This is a genomic window from Thiohalomonas denitrificans (genome assembly GCF_900102855.1).
Classification (GTDB): domain Bacteria; phylum Pseudomonadota; class Gammaproteobacteria; order Thiohalomonadales; family Thiohalomonadaceae; genus Thiohalomonas; species Thiohalomonas denitrificans.
Genome location: NZ_FMWD01000002.1, coordinates 100,835 through 115,010, shown reverse-complemented (window position 1 = coordinate 115,010; position 14,176 = coordinate 100,835). Strand labels below are relative to the sequence as shown.

Sequence of the window (14,176 nt, the reverse complement as noted above, 5' to 3'; positions counted from 1 at the left end):
ACGCCACGCCTGCCACTAGAGAACAAAGTGGTGGCTTTCGGGCGCATTGGTCAACGGCGGCACCACGGTCTCGAACAGTGCCTCCTTCTGCCAGTCGTCTCTTCCGAGGCGAGTGACCAGGTAGGCCTCCATGACCGGTTCGCGACCGATGACCGCAAACATTCGTCCCCCGATATTGAGGTCTTTGCGGATATCCTCGGTCAGCTCCGGCAGCGAGCCGGTGACGGCAATAATATCGAACGTGCCGCGTCGGCCCCAGCCCCGGGCCGCGTCTCCGGTGTCCAGCGTCACATTGTCGATACCGTGGGAAGCGAGCCGTGTACCGGCGGACTCGACGAAGTCGGCATGAATGTCGACGCTGAACACGTGCTTGCCGAGCCTGGCCAGCAGGGCGGTTACATACCCGCTTCCGGTTCCAATATCGAGGATGGTATCGGTGGGACGGACGTTCAGGGCCTGCAGCATGCGCGCTTCCACCTTGGGCTGCATCATTACCTCGCCATGCCCCAGGGGAACTGCCATATCGTTAAAGGCGAGAGAGCGGAGGGCCTGCGGGACGAAGTCCTCCCGGGGAACTTCGAGCATGAGGTCGAGTACGCGTTCGTCAAAAACGTCCCACGTACGAATCTGTTGCTCCACCATATTGCGGCGAGCGTGCTCGAAGTTCATGTTAGTCATGGCATGTCCCTGTTTATGCTGAAAAAACTGGTCAAAGGGTAAGCGTTTTGGACCCGTCAGGCAAGGTGACTGACTTCAAACGTATACGGGGCCTCCCGAAGAACTCAACGATTTACCCCGCGATTCGAACCACGGGGAACACGGGGCGCACGGGGAGAGAAAAACCCGAAGATCTTAGTTTTACCCCGTGGTCCCCGTGCACCCCGTGGTTATCGTCATTGATTCGGGGCCTGTGCAGCGGCGGGAAGGGCTCGCAAGTTAATAGCTTACCTTGAAACAAGGGTAAGCTTCATATACCTTTCGGTAAACACCGGCTAGGGGTGTCCCGGGGAATGATCCGGGGCTGAGACAGACCCTTCGAACCTGATCCAGTTAACGCTGGCGTAGGAAAGCGGTGCAGAAACACCCTTCTGCGCTCTTCTCCCCCTGCCGCAATCACCGCATCAACCCAGGGCCCGTTCATGAGCGCAATCCCCGACGAATTCCTGAAAAAGACCGCACGTCTCTCGGAAGAGGTGACCCGTCCATTTCCCCGGTCAGAAAAGGTTTATGTGACCGGCTCGCGACCCGACCTCAAGGTAGGGATGCGAAAGGTGGAGCAGGATCCGACCCACACCAGCAGTGGCGGTGAGGAAGTGAATCCGCCGATTTTCATCTATGACACCTCCGGTCCCTACACCGATCCCGAGGCGGCTATCGACCTCATGAAAGGACTGCCGGGTATGCGCGAGGCCTGGATCGAGGAGCGTGCCGATACGGAACGGCTGGATGGACCCTCCTCGGAATACGGGCGCGCACGCCAGGGCGATGCCGAATTGAAGAAGCTGCGGTTCGAGCACATCCGTCCGCCTCGCCGCGCCCGGGCAGGTGCCAACGTCACGCAGATGCACTATGCGCGCCGGGGCATCATCACCCCGGAAATGGAGTTCATCGCCATCCGCGAGAATTGCAAACTCCGGGAGATGCGTGCGGATCCGCTTTACGAAAAACTCCTGCGCCAGCATCCGGGGCAGGCTTTCGGTGCCAATATCCCGGATGAGATCACCCCTGAATTCGTGCGTGACGAGGTGGCGGCCGGAAGGGCGGTTATCCCGGCTAACATTAACCATCCGGAACTGGAGCCGATGATCATCGGCCGCAACTTCCGCACCAAGATCAACACCAATATCGGCAACTCGGCGGTGACCTCCTCCATTGAGGAAGAGGTGGAGAAGCTGGTCTGGTCCTGCCGCTGGGGGGGCGATACCCTGATGGATCTCTCCACGGGTAATAATATCCACGAGACCCGCGAGTGGATCCTGCGCAACAGCCCCGTACCGATCGGCACCGTGCCCATCTATCAGGCACTGGAAAAGGTCAACGGCAAGGCGGAGGACCTCACCTGGGAGATCTTCCGAGATACGCTGATCGAGCAGGCCGAGCAGGGGGTCGATTATTTCACCATCCATGCCGGCGTGCGGCTGCAGTATGTGCCGATGACCGCCGAGCGCATGACCGGGATCGTCTCCCGTGGCGGCTCGATCCTCGCCAAGTGGTGCCTGGCCCACCACCAGGAAAGCTTCATCTATACCCACTTCGAGGAGATCTGCGAGATTATGAAGGCCTACGACGTGGCCTTCTCTCTGGGTGACGGCCTGCGCCCCGGCTCGCTCTATGATGCCAACGACCGTGCCCAGTTCGCCGAACTGGAGACCTTGGGTGAGCTGACCAAAATCGCCTGGCAGCATGATTGCCAGGTCATCATCGAAGGACCCGGCCATGTGCCGATGCAGATGATCAAGGAAAACATGGAGAAGGAGCTGGAGGAGTGCTTTGAGGCGCCGTTCTATACCCTGGGGCCGCTGGTTACCGATATCTCCCCCGGCTATGACCACATCTCTTCCGGTATCGGCGCTGCCCAGATCGGTTGGTACGGCACGGCCATGCTCTGCTACGTCACTCCCAAAGAGCATCTGGGCCTTCCCAACAAGGAGGACGTGCGCGAGGGCATCATCACCTATCGCATCGCCGCTCATGCAGCGGACCTTGCCAAGGGCTTTCCCGGCGCCCAGCTGCAGGACAACGCCATGTCCAAGGCGCGCTTCGAATTCCGCTGGCACGATCAGTTCGCACTGGCCCTCGACCCGGACCTGGCCAAGGAGTTTCACGACGAAACCCTGCCCAAGGAGGCCCACAAGGTCGCCCACTTCTGCTCCATGTGCGGTCCGAGCTTCTGCTCCATGAAGATCAGCCAGGACGTTCGGGATTATGCCGCCGAACATGGCCTCGATTCGGAAGAGGCCATTCAGAAGGGCATGGAGGAGAAGGCCCTGGAGTTCCGGGAGTCCGGTGCCGAGGTCTATCGCAAGGCCTGAAGCCGGTTTAACGGAAAACTGCTTTCACCACAGAGGCACAGAGTGCGCGAAGTTTGATGATAATCTCCTGGCACTCTGTGCCTCTGCGGGCACTTGGCGCTCCTGCGGTTCGTTTTCGACCTTTCTGATCCTACTCGTTCTGCTCCCACTCGACGCGGTACAGGTCCTTGCGCCGGTCCCGCAGGTTGCGGACGCTGCCGTGTTCATGCAGCTCTTTTAGCGCATCCAGGTCGAGGTCGGCGATCAGGGTCATTTCCGTGTTGGGGGTCGCCTCGTCGGCGATGGCATCGTGCGGGAACGAAAAATCCGCTGGCGTGAAGATGGCGGCCCGGGAGTACTGCAGGTCCATGTTCTCCACCCGAGGCAGGTTACCGACGCTACCGGAGAGAACTACATAGCATTCGTTCTCGATGGCCCGGGCCTGGGCACAGCGGCGTACTCTCAGGTAGGCGCGCTTGGTATCGGTCCAGTAGGGGATGAAAAGGATCTGCAGCTGCTGGTCTGCCATAATCCGCGAGAGTTCCGGAAACTCCACGTCGTAGCAGATCAGGATGCCGACCCTTGCCACGTCGGTATCGAAGACGGCCAGTTTGTCCCCACCCTGAAGTCCCCACAGATCCCGCTCGTCCGGAGTCACGTGCAGCTTGTACTGACGCTCCCAGGTGCCGTCGCGACGGCACAGATAGCTGACGTTCCGCAGCATCTCGCCGTCGTATTCGGGCATGCTGCCGGCGACGATATTGACGTTGTACGCGAGCGCCAGCCGCTGCATCTCTTCCCGGATCGGATCCGTGAATTCGGCCAGATGGCGAATGGCCTCGGCGGGGTTGTCCTGGTTGAAGCGGGCCAGCAGCGGCCCGTTGAAGAACTCCGGAAACAGGATGAAATCGGTCTGATAGCCGGACACGGCATCGACGAAGTACTCGATCTGCTCAAACAGCGCATCCAGGGTCTTCATCGGCCGCATCTGCCACTGCACGGCACCGATGCGCACCCGGCTCCTTGGCCCGCCGATCAGATGTTCCTCTTCTTCATAATCGATGTTGATCCATTCCAGCAGTGTCGCGTAGGTGCCGGATGCACGGTCTTCGGGCATATAACCGGGAATGAGTTTGCGAACATGAAAGTCGTTGGAAAGCTGGAAGGTGAGGATCGGATCGAAAATCTCGCGGGCCTTGACCTTGGCAACATACTCTCCGGGGGTCATCTCATCCCGATACTCCCGGTACCCGGGAATGCGGCCGCCAGCGACGATGGCGCGCAGATTCAGGTTGCGGCACAGCTCCTTGCGGGCATCGTACAGCCGACGCCCGAGGCGCATTCCCCGGTAGTCCGGATCCACAAAGATATCGACGCCGTAGAGGGTATCGCCGTGGGGATCATGGGTAGTCAGATAGCCGTCGCCGGTGATCTTTTCGTAGGTGTGCCGATCGCCGAACTTCTTGTAATCGATGATGACACTGATAGCTGCGGCCACCACGCGTCCCTTGTCCTCGATGCAGATCTGGCCTTCGGGAAACTGACCCAATTGCGCCATGAACTGCTCGCGGCTCCAGGCCCCGCCGAGGTCGGCGTAGACCCGATCCATTATGGCTCTGATATCGGGATAGTCTTCGGGGCGCGTATTGCGCAGTTTGAGCAAGTGTTCGGGAGCGTCGGATTCGTGAGTATCGATCACCGCTTGGGGCTCCTTGGGGATGGTTCGGGAAAATGTCTGTGAGACCGGAGTTTTCGGGCACAAAGGACGCAAAGAAACTATTCGGCGGTAGCATTAGACCACTACCGAAACAGGCCGTTCGGTTTTTTTGTGACTCCGGGCTACAACTGTGGGTCCAGTCTCTACCCGGCCAACCGTTCTCTGGGGCGCGATGATACCAGACCGAGCGGAGCCACCGTGTGGCCGTAGATTTCATTGAGGACCTGGGCGAGTCCGGTATAGATGGCCAGTGCGCCACAGAGCATCCCTTCGAAGCCCGCGATGGTCTGAATCAACGGGCTTTCCAGTGCATCACCAATCGCCAACAGGAAAAAGAGAATGGTCAGGGTGGCGAAAACGGCCTGGAGCGCCCGGTTCAGGCGCAGTGTGCCGATGAACATGACGGCGGTGAATATGCCCCACATGGAGAGGTAAGACGCCATCGCAACGGCGCTGGGCTCTTCGCTGATACCCAGCTTCGGAAACATCAGAATCCCGGATAGGCTGAGCCAGAAAAATCCGTAGGACACGAACGCCGTGGTGCCAAAGGTATTGTTTTTCCGCCATTCCATAATCCCCGCCACGATCTGAGCGAGCCCCCCGTAGAAGATCCCCATGCTCAGAATCATTGCATCCAGCCCGAAGAACCCGGCGTTATGCATATTGAGGAGTACTGTGGTCAGGCCGAAAGCCAGGAGTCCGAGTGGTGCCGGATTGGCGGTGGTATCAGTGATGGTCATGGCTCCGAAGCCGGCAGTTCCCGGCTGTGGTCCCGTGGCTCCCTGTTCCAGACCTTCCATGGCGAAACCTCCCCGTTGAATGGACTCGCTTTGAGGATACGTTAGCGCAAGGGGGATGGCGGCTCAATAAGAACAAATTCAACACAGGGGAACGCCAACGGTGGTGGGCCATGAAGGCCGGACACCCGGGGAGCCCCCGGCCTGGAGAAAGTTTTTCTCCGAAGGATGGGGGACAGCTTTCGTAACGACGAAATTCGGGCCGGGTCCAGCGGTGGCACGGGAGGACAATTTTCTAGCGGTGATCTGGCGGTGATAAGGTTGTCTCCCCAGTCGACAGAGAAACACTTGCTGCTGCAGTTGTGAACCATAATTCTAAAGGCCCTGGTACCAAGACCGTGAGACGAATCGGTGGGAACGCGGGGCCGGGTGTGTTACCGTGCGCCGCCTTAGGCGGCTCGACGTCGCCCGATCTCAAATGGTGGGTGTCCTCACGTCAGGCGGTATCTCGAACCGGCTGGGGCCGCTCTTGCCAATTGTCTGGAGGAACCCCATGAAGACCCTTTTTGTCGCCAATCTCGCGCCCGAGACGACGGAGGATGATATCCGAGAGCTTTTTTCCGAATATGGAACCGTGCGCGGACTGCGCATGTCCCGGGACATCTTCAGCGGCCGCTGCCGCGGCCACGCCTTGATCGATATGGAAGGGCATGAAGCTCGTGCGGCAATCGACAATCTGAACGGCAGATCCTATAAAGGCAGCTCTCTTCGTGTCAGTGAAGAGCGCAAGTGGGCCAAAGGGAAAAAAGGCCGTCGCCGTTAGGTGTCGCCAGAAGTCCGGCTCCCGATGAAGAGCCGTCCGTAAGTCCGGCTTTGCCAGAAGCGTATCCGTACAGCTTGTTCCCCATCCAGGTAGGCGTCATCGGCCAGCGGCTAGTGGTTCGCGCCCGATCAGGCGTCTCGTAGTGCGGCTCAGCAGTATCCCCCGAGCCACCAGCCTGCCCCGGCCAGCCGGGGTAGTGACCATCCGCACTCGGTCCGAAAACTTCTTTGCGTTCACTTTTTCGCAAGCGGTGCATCCGATAGTGCGCGACAAAAATCGGCTCGCGCCCTGTCGAAAATGCTGCTTGCATACTCCAGTTGACCCGCTCCCAACAGAGTGGAGAGACCCGCGAGACAGGTGGACTGAAAGTCGTCGAGTGCTGACAGCACCACCTCGGTATTCAGCGTGGCCGTACTTTCTCGTCCACTGCCGGTGGCGACCTTTCGTTCGTCACCGGCCAGAGTGACTTGAGCCGAGCGGGGGATTACCCGTTGTTGGCCCGTTTGCTCCTGGGTGCCGAGTAGTGGTGCTGTCTTATAGTACGGTTCGTTTCTGTACTCGAATCTTTTCCCAAGCGGGACTTGATGGAATTTCACAGTGATCGCTCCTTTACGGCTATTGCAAGAACCGGGGCATCGCGCCAAGACTCTACCTGTGGGGGGCTTTCCGGCTGGTGGTCAGGCAACGAATCATACCTTGATGTCGGGAGGGCCGAGTCGCACGCAGTAGGCGTTACTGTCGGAAACTCCAAAAGAGGCTACCTTTTGTATGAAACCGCAACGATGGAGGGAACCACGATGCGTAGGTTAATGGCCTTGATAAGCGCGGGCTTTCTGGTCGCTGTACTTTCCGGGTGCGCCGCGGGCGTGGGAGCCGGTGCCGCCGCAGGTGCTTATGAATACCAGAACAAGCAGGCTCTGGAGGAACTGGAAGAGCGGTACGAGGCTGGCGAAATCACGCAGGAGGAGTACCGGGAAAGGAAAGAGAATATCGAAAGCGGATCGGTCGTCTATTGATCGGTTGAAGAAAACCGGCGATCGGCCGGACCTCCCCGATTTTTTGAGGCAACGCCAGCGATGTGCTCGAAGGATCGGGGAGCCCGGCCGATGTCCTCACGCCTCGCTGGACCGAACCGGCACTATTTGAGTAGCAGGACCGTGCCGCTGCCGAGCAGGATCAATGCGACCAGGCGCACGAATGCCTGGCGGCTCAGATTGGTATGGATTCGTCCCCCCGCATACATCCCTGCCGCCAGTAGCGGCACACCGAGCGCGGTTATCAGCAGGTTATCCGCGCTATAGAGCCCGGTGACCGTGAAACCCGTCAGCCGCATCCCTCCGTCCATCACGAAAATGGTGGCTACCGTCCCGCGAAATGCCGTTTTGCCGAGGCCGCGCAGGCCCAGGTAGATCACTGTGAACGGGCCGCCGGTACCAAACAGTGTACCGATAAGTCCGGCCAGGGCGCCCAGCGGCGCCGCCCACAGGCGGGAGCCTCGCAGTGGCGGTAGCGGAAGCAGGGAATAGACGGCATAGAGGATAACGAAGCCGCCAAGTGCTTTGCTCAGCAGCCCCGGATCGAGCTCCCGAAGTAGAAAAAGCGCAGCAAGAATCCCCGTCAGCGTGAACGGCAGCAGCGGCAGCAGGTCGCTCCAGCGGATGTGATGAAAGTGACGGACGCTGTGGCTCACCGAACCGACGTAATCGAGCAGGACGATGATAGGCACCACGAAGGGCACCGGCAGTACTAACGCCAGTAGCGGCACCGCAATCAGTGCCGACCCGAAGCCGGTGATACCACGTACGAAATAGGCGGCAAAAAGGACCGCTGCGGCGTAGGCCAGTTCGGTCGCGCTCAGAGCGTCGAGCATTCGAGACTCTCCAAACCGGGCAGGTGAAGGGGGCGCAAAATAGCCTTTTTTTGCTCCCTAGTCCACCGAAGCACCCTCTCCCTGGGTGCCCCGAACTCCCGGTGGGCCTCTCCTGGACGGTGAACAGGGGTGCGGTACCGGCTCGCAAGCGTTGCATGCAGCCCTGTGGATTGCCGGCGGTGGAATGCGAATAAACCCGTGAAATGTCCGACAATGGCGGCTCTAACCAAAATTGTCGTAAGATGGGGCGGTTTTTTGGCGGACCAGACGGGGAGGGATCAGCCGTCATCAAGAATCTTTCTGTAGTCGCTGTCCTCGTCGGCAGGGGTGCCCGTCGGTAGCGAGCTGCCAGAGAATGCAGCTGGTGTTTGCGGTTTCCGCACATGACAGCTGCAGAAAGTCGGCGCCGCCGGGCGCGTTAAACGAGGAGGCGAAACGCCATGAATAAAAAAAGCGAAGAAATCGACGGGTTCAATTTCCTCAATGCCATTGAGGCCCATGTGAGTTGGAAGATCCGTTTGGGAGACTACATCAATGGCACCAGTGAGGAGGTCCTGGATGCCGATATCGTCTGCCGGGACGACCAGTGCCCGCTGGGGAAGTGGATTTACGGTCAGGGGGGGGAGCTGTTCGGTGACCATCCCAAGTTCCCGACTGTTCGTGACACGCACATGGAGTTCCACCGCTGTGCCGGTGATGTCATTCGTCTGGTCGACAGTGGAAAGATCGATGCCGCACGTGACATGCTGAACAAAGGTGACTACGCGAAATATTCACATCGCATCAAGTCCGAATTGGCCAGGTTGAGTCTGGAACTGGATCTCTCGAAGACCTGAGCCGCTTCTCACGGCGAGTGCACCCAGCGGCTGATCGGGTGCTTCCAATGCTGTTCGCCCATTCACCAGCGCAGGGACTTTCCTTTTGCGCTCCGAGCCTGAATCTTCTGAAAGCCGAAGCCACGGAAAGGCTACGGTATCCCCATTAATCCCCAGATCCTTTTCGTCGCGGATTGTCTTCGGCCGAACAGGGCACTCGGCTGTTTTTCATCTAGCTTTACTCCTGCCGCATCCCCTCGGACGGATGCAGGGATTGCGAAAAAGAGACCGGTGGATCGACAGAACCTGTCGTCCTGATTCGTAATTCCCGCGGAGAGGTACCGCGCTGCCCCGAGTGTCTTCATCACCGGATTTGCCGATGCCGCAGCAAGAGAACGCGACTCAAGATATCCGACCGGCGCACCCGCGCTATGTGCTCGTCGGACCTGAAACGCCGTTGATTTGGCGGCTGGCGTTGGCGAGCGTGATTCTCATTACCCTGCTTACCGCGATCTACGTGGCCAGGACGGTGGTGCTGCCCATTGTGCTGGCGCTCCTGTTCAGTTTCCTTCTGAGCCCCATCGTCCGGTTTCTGGAGGGCTTCCATATCCCGACTCCGTTGGGCGCCGCGCTGGTAATGGCGACCCTCGTCGGATTGGCCGGAACGGCCCTGGTGGTGCTGGCGGAACCGGCTTCCCAGTGGGTATCCCGGGCGCCGGAGGTCGCTTCTGAACTGCGGCTGCGGCTGCATGGTGTGATGGAGGTGTTCCGCCGGCTCTCCGAATCGACCCGCTTGGTGGAACGGATCGCCTCCGGCCCGTCCGCCGCCGGCCCTACGGTGGACATCCAGGGAGGGGGGCTGCGGGGGTTTTTGCTCGGACGAACCTGGGAGTTCGTCGCCGGGCTGTTGATGATGCTCTTCCTGCTTTACTTTCTGCTCGCCACGGGGCACATGTTCCTGCGTCGCCTGGTCACCGTCATCCCGCGCTTCGGTGACAAGCGCCGCGCCGTGGTTATGGTACGGCACATGGAGCGCGAGGTTTCCCATTACCTGTTTACGGTCGGTGTCATCAACACTGTACTCGGTGTGGTTGTGGGGCTGGTCATGCACGTGCTGGAAATGCCCAATCCGCTACTGTGGGGGGCCATGGCGGGGTTGCTGAATTTTGTTCCCTACCTCGGGCCGATGGTGACCCTGGTGGTACTCACGGCGGTGTCCGTGCTCAGTTTCGACACCCTCACCGCTGCGCTCATGCGGCCCGCCGCCTTTCTGGTGTTGACGACCCTTGAGGGACAGCTACTGACGCCTCTCATTCTCGGCGCGCGCCTCATGCTCAACCCGGTGGTGATCTTTGTCAGCCTGATCTTCTGGGGTTGGCTGTGGGGTATCGTCGGGGCACTGATTGCTGTGCCGTTGACGATGATCATCAAAATCCTGCTGGATGCCATTCCTTCACTGCGTGCCGCGGGCGCGCTGCTCTCAAGATAGCGATTCAGTGGGCCTGCTGCATCAGGGTAATGGTGTGGGTCGCCGTGCGCTGCCCGCAGGTGAAGCAGGCATCGACCAGATCATCGTCAGCAGTTCCGGGCGGCTTGCCAATCAGCGTGGCCAACATGAGACGGGCGGTGTCGTGCTCGAGCGGATAGTCTCTTTGGCAGCCGTTGGTTTCAGTAAGGTCGTGCAGGGCGATAAGCAGATCGCGCATGTAGCGGATATCGGCGGTTACCCGTTCGTGGCATTCGGCGGTTTGTGGATGTCTGGCCTGGTCGTCTACCAGCGCCTCGATGGCGGTATTGCAGATGCGGCTACCGACCTCGAGCGTGATGGGAAACGCATTTGGGGTCTCCGGTACCGTTCTGCCCATTCCGGAAAAACCGGTCAGTGCGAGCAGCCAGCGGTGCCCGACCCGCATACCCTGGCGTTTCGCCTCCCAGAGGTCATGTAGCGTCTGGAACAGGTTTTCCAGTTTGTAAAGGTGGTATTCAATTGAACTGTACGGGTCTGGTTCAATTCGGGACATGGTCGGACTCTCCATCCGGGCCGCCTGTTGTCCGTTTTACGATAGCAGTCCACTGCACGGTTTCAATCCGAACTGCTCAGGGGCTTGCGAACCGGTTCGCTGTTCGCTTTTTCGGGAGCGCGTAGCCTCCCCTTGTTCATTAACTGTATTTGCCGGGGATATCGACGTGTTTGTGCTGCGTGTGGTTACGATGCTCGCTATTCTCGTTGCGGTCCCCGCATGGGCGGGTCAGGCCGATGCTTCGCAGGAAAAGCAGCGCGAGTCGTTTCGAGAGGCCCGCAGTGCTCTTGAACGGGGCGACCTGGCGGAATTCGAACGGGTATCGACAGCACTGCAGGACTACGTGCTCTACCCCTACCTGCGCTACGCCTTCCTGCAGCGCCATCTTGATTCCCGGGTCTCCCATCAGGATGTGATTGACTTTCTCGATCAGTGGGGTGATACGCCCCTGGCCAACCGATTACGGAATGCCTGGCTGAACCGACTGGCCGAGCAGGGTCGGTGGGCAGCCTATCGGCGGTTTTTCAGGCCGGATGGAAATTCGAGACGCGCCTGCTATCAGGCGCGTGCCCTGCTTGAGAGGGGAGAAAAGGTTGAGGCCATGCGCATGGCCGAACGCCTGTGGTTGGTCGGCACATCGCAGTCCAAGGCATGCGACCCGCTCTTTTCCGTCTGGATAGAGGAGGGCAATGCTACGCCGGAAAGGGCGTGGGAGCGCATCAGGTTGGCGATTGGCGCCGGGAACCCGGCGCTGACCCGTTATCTGGAACAGTTCATTCCGGTCGAGGAAAGGCCCCTGGTGGAGCACTGGCGCCGGCTCTATTCTCATCCACAGCGGGAGCTCGATCGACTGCGGCCCGGGGACGAGTGGAGCACCCCGCTTTTCGTGTCCGGGATTCGGCAACTGGTCCGACGGGATATCGAGGCAGCGGACAGGGTCTGGCGTCAACGTGCCGATGATTTCCCGTTGAGCGAAGAGAATCGTGCAGGGACAGCGCGTTATATCGCGCTTGCCCTGGCCTGGAAGCGTCACCCGGATGCGGCGGCGCGGCTAAAAGCGCTGCCGGTTGCCTGGCATAATGCAGAGAGTCGGGCCTGGCGGGTACGGACGGCCCTCTGGGGTGAGGATTGGTCGGCGGTACTGGTTGCCCTCGATGCACTCGAGCCGGAGCAGCGTGAACGGGCTGTGTGGCGTTATTGGAGGGCTCGGGCCCTGGCGATGCTGGACCGGGGTGAACAGGCAGACTCCATCTTTAGCGAGCTGGCACAGGAGCGCAGCTACTATGGCTTCCTGGCGGCGGAGCGAACAGACGTCTTCCCGCGTATCGAAACCGTGCCCCTGGCGGTTACCGCAGAGCAGCTGGAGAGCTTCGCCAGCCGGCCGGACATGCAGCGGATCCGCGAATTGCTCGCGCTCTCGATGACCCTGGAGGCCCGGCGGGAGTGGTGGGCTGCCAGTCGGGGATTATCGGATGAGGCGGTCGTTGCAGCCAAGCTGGCAGATACCTGGGGGTGGCACGACCAAGCCATTATAACTCTCGGGCGCGCACGTTTCTTTGATGACCTGGAGATTCGCTTTCCGACTCCCTATGAAACGCGGATCGATGCAGAAGCGCGACGCCGGGAACTGGATACGGCCTTCGTTTACGCCGTGATGCGGCAGGAGAGCGCCTTCTTTCCGCACGCCCGGTCATCGGCGGGTGCATTGGGGCTCATGCAACTCATGCCCGGCACCGCCCGTATGACCGCACGCCGTCTCCAGCAACCGAAGCCGGGGAAATGGGATCTTCTGACTGAGGAGACCAACATTCGGCTGGGAACGGCCCATCTGCGGCATCTCCTGGACCGCTACTCGGGCAACCGGCTCTACACCATGGCCGCCTATAACGCCGGACCGAAGCGGGTGGAGGCCTGGCTGCCGCAGGAGAGCATCATTCCGGGGGATATCTGGGTGGAGTGCCTGCCGTTCGACGAAACACGCACGTATGTCAAACGCATCTTTGCCTACACCACCATCTACGAGTGGCGCCTTGGTCGGGAACTCACACCGTTATCGGCGCACATGCCGATGCTCGGTTCGGGGCTGTCCCAAAGCGTGTTCAGGGACCCGGATAGCCGCCGGGAGGGTGCAGGGCCGAGCTGACATCACACCGTTCAGGGTTTCACGCTTCTGGGGCCGGCGATCAGCCAGACGATGAAACCGATGGCCGGGACCAGCAGTAGAAAGAGGATCCACAGTACCTTGGCTCCGGTCGAGCTCGTGTACTGCTGCATGCTTGGCGGTGCTTTCAGCGGCTCGCCCGAAGGGAGCCCCCCAAAAACGCCATGACTGCGTTGCAGCGCTTGATAAGGGAATAACCATTACCTGCGCACTGCGCCTTGTCCTGACGCTTTTGGGGAGCTCTGAAAGTATCGCCAAGCATGCAACAGTACACTAGGCTCTGGACGGTCTGCACGATGGCCCAGATGACCAAAACCAGCAAAATAAAGCCAAGCAGGCCTCCTACTTCCAGATCCATGTCAACGCCTCGCGGTTGCCGGCTGCTGCACGGCGTAATCGATGGGCGCAGCGGCACACCCGGCTCCGGATGATGGGCTGCTTTGCGCCGTCCTCGTTATCGTCGAAATCGCCATTCCGCTGATCAGCAGCATCATAAGCAGGACCAGCTTCCTGTTGGACATGACTCTTCCCTTGTGCCAAGTCTTTCCGACGAAGTATAGCCAGCCCGGCTCGCCGGGGTAGTTCTGCCGAAAAGCAGGCAAGCGCGGGCGATCAGGCGTTGAGGTCTGGAATCAACTTGCTCTCGAGCCGCGTAATGGCATCCTTCAAGACCAGCTTGCGCTTCTTCAGCCGGCGCAGTTGCAGCTGATCGGCGTAGATCGTTTCCTGCATTCCGGCAATCGCCGTATCCAGATCGCGGTGCTCCTGCCGCAGCTCGGCAAGGCGTACCTGCAGGGTGGCCTTCTCCTCCTGATGCATCATTTTCGACCTTCGCATGTGTGGAAGAAATAGTATTGAGGTCCCGCGCTGCTGTCCATGCCACGATCGAATGAAACCGTGGAATCAGCTCTCCGGAGCGACAGTGGTTGCGTAGCGAGCACCTGAACCCGTGTCTATACTTTCAGTCGCAGCAGTGGATTGGGAGAGGCCCATCCTGCCGCATGCAATCTCCGCAATTTTT

At 59.8% G+C, this 14,176-nt stretch carries 16 protein-coding genes and 1 riboswitch; of the genes, 6 read left to right on the top strand and 10 right to left on the bottom strand.

Translation table 11 applies throughout. The features are described 5' to 3' along the window. Window positions 1–15: 15 nt before the first annotated feature. Window positions 16–678, bottom strand: a complete 663-nt coding sequence (locus BLP65_RS03085) for a protein-L-isoaspartate O-methyltransferase family protein (RefSeq protein WP_092992519.1) — start codon at window positions 676–678, stop codon at window positions 16–18. Between the two features lie 306 nt (window positions 679–984). Further along, window positions 985–1,085: riboswitch (TPP riboswitch) on the top strand. 54 nt (window positions 1,086–1,139) lie between these two features. On the opposite strand from BLP65_RS03085, the gene thiC reads away from it, so the two are divergent. Then, entirely contained in the window at window positions 1,140–3,032 is a 1,893-nt protein-coding gene (thiC, locus tag BLP65_RS03080; RefSeq protein ID WP_092992517.1) for a phosphomethylpyrimidine synthase ThiC, read from the top strand. 130 nt (window positions 3,033–3,162) lie between these two features. Here the strand turns inward: thiC and BLP65_RS03075 are convergent, their stop codons facing one another. Next, window positions 3,163–4,710 carry a bifunctional GNAT family N-acetyltransferase/carbon-nitrogen hydrolase family protein gene (locus BLP65_RS03075; protein ID WP_245688221.1) on the bottom strand — a complete coding sequence of 516 codons (1,548 nt, stop codon included), beginning with the start codon at window positions 4,708–4,710 and terminating at the stop codon, window positions 3,163–3,165. Between the two features lie 161 nt (window positions 4,711–4,871). After that, window positions 4,872–5,468, bottom strand: coding sequence for an acetate uptake transporter (locus BLP65_RS03070; RefSeq protein WP_092993214.1), 597 nt, complete (start codon window positions 5,466–5,468; stop codon window positions 4,872–4,874). Window positions 5,469–6,018: 550 nt separating this feature from the next. Between BLP65_RS03070 and BLP65_RS03065 the strand changes: the two genes are divergently transcribed. After that, the gene (locus BLP65_RS03065; RefSeq protein WP_092992515.1) at window positions 6,019–6,288 is read left to right on the top strand and encodes an RNA recognition motif domain-containing protein; all 270 of its coding nucleotides are present in this window, start codon (window positions 6,019–6,021) and stop codon (window positions 6,286–6,288) included. Window positions 6,289–6,521: 233 nt separating this feature from the next. Here BLP65_RS03065 and BLP65_RS03060 read toward each other — a convergent pair whose 3' ends face one another. After that, window positions 6,522–6,884: a hypothetical protein gene (locus tag BLP65_RS03060; RefSeq protein WP_092992513.1), complete on the bottom strand. Its 363-nt coding sequence runs from the start codon at window positions 6,882–6,884 to the stop codon at window positions 6,522–6,524. Between the two features lie 201 nt (window positions 6,885–7,085). Here BLP65_RS03060 and BLP65_RS16845 point away from each other — a divergent pair, with 201 nt between their 5' ends. Beyond that, window positions 7,086–7,304, top strand: a complete 219-nt coding sequence (locus tag BLP65_RS16845; RefSeq protein ID WP_175452417.1) for an SHOCT domain-containing protein — start codon at window positions 7,086–7,088, stop codon at window positions 7,302–7,304. Window positions 7,305–7,426: 122 nt separating this feature from the next. Here BLP65_RS16845 and BLP65_RS03050 read toward each other — a convergent pair whose 3' ends face one another. Next, entirely contained in the window at window positions 7,427–8,158 is a 732-nt protein-coding gene (locus tag BLP65_RS03050) for a sulfite exporter TauE/SafE family protein (protein WP_092992510.1), read from the bottom strand. A gap of 440 nt (window positions 8,159–8,598) precedes the next feature. Here BLP65_RS03050 and BLP65_RS03045 point away from each other — a divergent pair, with 440 nt between their 5' ends. Together BLP65_RS03045 and BLP65_RS03040 are read left to right on the top strand one after the other, a co-directional pair. Further along, window positions 8,599–8,994, top strand: coding sequence for a CZB domain-containing protein (locus tag BLP65_RS03045; protein WP_092992508.1), 396 nt, complete (start codon window positions 8,599–8,601; stop codon window positions 8,992–8,994). A 358-nt stretch (window positions 8,995–9,352) separates the two neighbouring features. Then, window positions 9,353–10,462, top strand: a complete 1,110-nt coding sequence (locus BLP65_RS03040) for an AI-2E family transporter (protein ID WP_092992506.1) — start codon at window positions 9,353–9,355, stop codon at window positions 10,460–10,462. 4 nt (window positions 10,463–10,466) lie between these two features. Here the strand turns inward: BLP65_RS03040 and BLP65_RS03035 are convergent, their stop codons facing one another. Then, window positions 10,467–10,994: a hypothetical protein gene (locus BLP65_RS03035; RefSeq protein ID WP_092992504.1), complete on the bottom strand. Its 528-nt coding sequence runs from the start codon at window positions 10,992–10,994 to the stop codon at window positions 10,467–10,469. 166 nt (window positions 10,995–11,160) lie between these two features. Between BLP65_RS03035 and BLP65_RS03030 the strand changes: the two genes are divergently transcribed. After that, entirely contained in the window at window positions 11,161–13,137 is a 1,977-nt protein-coding gene (locus BLP65_RS03030; RefSeq protein WP_175452416.1) for a transglycosylase SLT domain-containing protein, read from the top strand. 11 nt (window positions 13,138–13,148) lie between these two features. Here the strand turns inward: BLP65_RS03030 and BLP65_RS03025 are convergent, their stop codons facing one another. The 4 genes from BLP65_RS03025 to BLP65_RS03010 all read right to left on the bottom strand — a co-directional run bounded on the left by BLP65_RS03025 (window position 13,149) and on the right by BLP65_RS03010 (window position 13,974). Next, window positions 13,149–13,268 (bottom strand): PLDc N-terminal domain-containing protein, encoded by a 120-nt coding sequence (locus BLP65_RS03025; RefSeq protein WP_092992500.1) that lies wholly within the window; start codon window positions 13,266–13,268, stop codon window positions 13,149–13,151. A 14-nt stretch (window positions 13,269–13,282) separates the two neighbouring features. Next, window positions 13,283–13,513 carry a hypothetical protein gene (locus BLP65_RS03020; protein WP_092992498.1) on the bottom strand — a complete coding sequence of 77 codons (231 nt, stop codon included), beginning with the start codon at window positions 13,511–13,513 and terminating at the stop codon, window positions 13,283–13,285. Between the two features lies 1 nt (window position 13,514). Then, entirely contained in the window at window positions 13,515–13,676 is a 162-nt protein-coding gene (locus BLP65_RS16840; protein WP_175452415.1) for a hypothetical protein, read from the bottom strand. 91 nt (window positions 13,677–13,767) lie between these two features. Further along, on the bottom strand, window positions 13,768–13,974 hold the full coding sequence (locus tag BLP65_RS03010; protein ID WP_092992494.1) for a YdcH family protein: 207 nt from the start codon (window positions 13,972–13,974) through the stop codon (window positions 13,768–13,770). Window positions 13,975–14,176 lie beyond the last annotated feature (202 nt).

Bases quoted from the DNA above. Each gene is read 5' to 3' on its own strand.
- BLP65_RS03085 (WP_092992519.1), bottom strand. From the start codon at position 678: ATGACTAACATGAACTTCGAGCACGCTCGCCGCAATATGGTGGAGCAA.
- thiC (WP_092992517.1), top strand. From the start codon at position 1,140: ATGAGCGCAATCCCCGACGAATTCCTGAAAAAGACCGCACGTCTCTCG.
- BLP65_RS03070 (WP_092993214.1), bottom strand. From the start codon at position 5,468: ATGACCATCACTGATACCACCGCCAATCCGGCACCACTCGGACTCCTG.
- BLP65_RS03065 (WP_092992515.1), top strand. From the start codon at position 6,019: ATGAAGACCCTTTTTGTCGCCAATCTCGCGCCCGAGACGACGGAGGAT.
- BLP65_RS16845 (WP_175452417.1), top strand. From the start codon at position 7,086: ATGCGTAGGTTAATGGCCTTGATAAGCGCGGGCTTTCTGGTCGCTGTA.
- BLP65_RS03050 (WP_092992510.1), bottom strand. From the start codon at position 8,158: ATGCTCGACGCTCTGAGCGCGACCGAACTGGCCTACGCCGCAGCGGTC.
- BLP65_RS03045 (WP_092992508.1), top strand. From the start codon at position 8,599: ATGAATAAAAAAAGCGAAGAAATCGACGGGTTCAATTTCCTCAATGCC.
- BLP65_RS03040 (WP_092992506.1), top strand. From the start codon at position 9,353: ATGCCGCAGCAAGAGAACGCGACTCAAGATATCCGACCGGCGCACCCG.
- BLP65_RS03035 (WP_092992504.1), bottom strand. From the start codon at position 10,994: ATGTCCCGAATTGAACCAGACCCGTACAGTTCAATTGAATACCACCTT.
- BLP65_RS03025 (WP_092992500.1), bottom strand. From the start codon at position 13,268: ATGCAGCAGTACACGAGCTCGACCGGAGCCAAGGTACTGTGGATCCTC.
- BLP65_RS03020 (WP_092992498.1), bottom strand. From the start codon at position 13,513: ATGGATCTGGAAGTAGGAGGCCTGCTTGGCTTTATTTTGCTGGTTTTG.
- BLP65_RS16840 (WP_175452415.1), bottom strand. From the start codon at position 13,676: ATGTCCAACAGGAAGCTGGTCCTGCTTATGATGCTGCTGATCAGCGGA.
- BLP65_RS03010 (WP_092992494.1), bottom strand. From the start codon at position 13,974: ATGCATCAGGAGGAGAAGGCCACCCTGCAGGTACGCCTTGCCGAGCTG.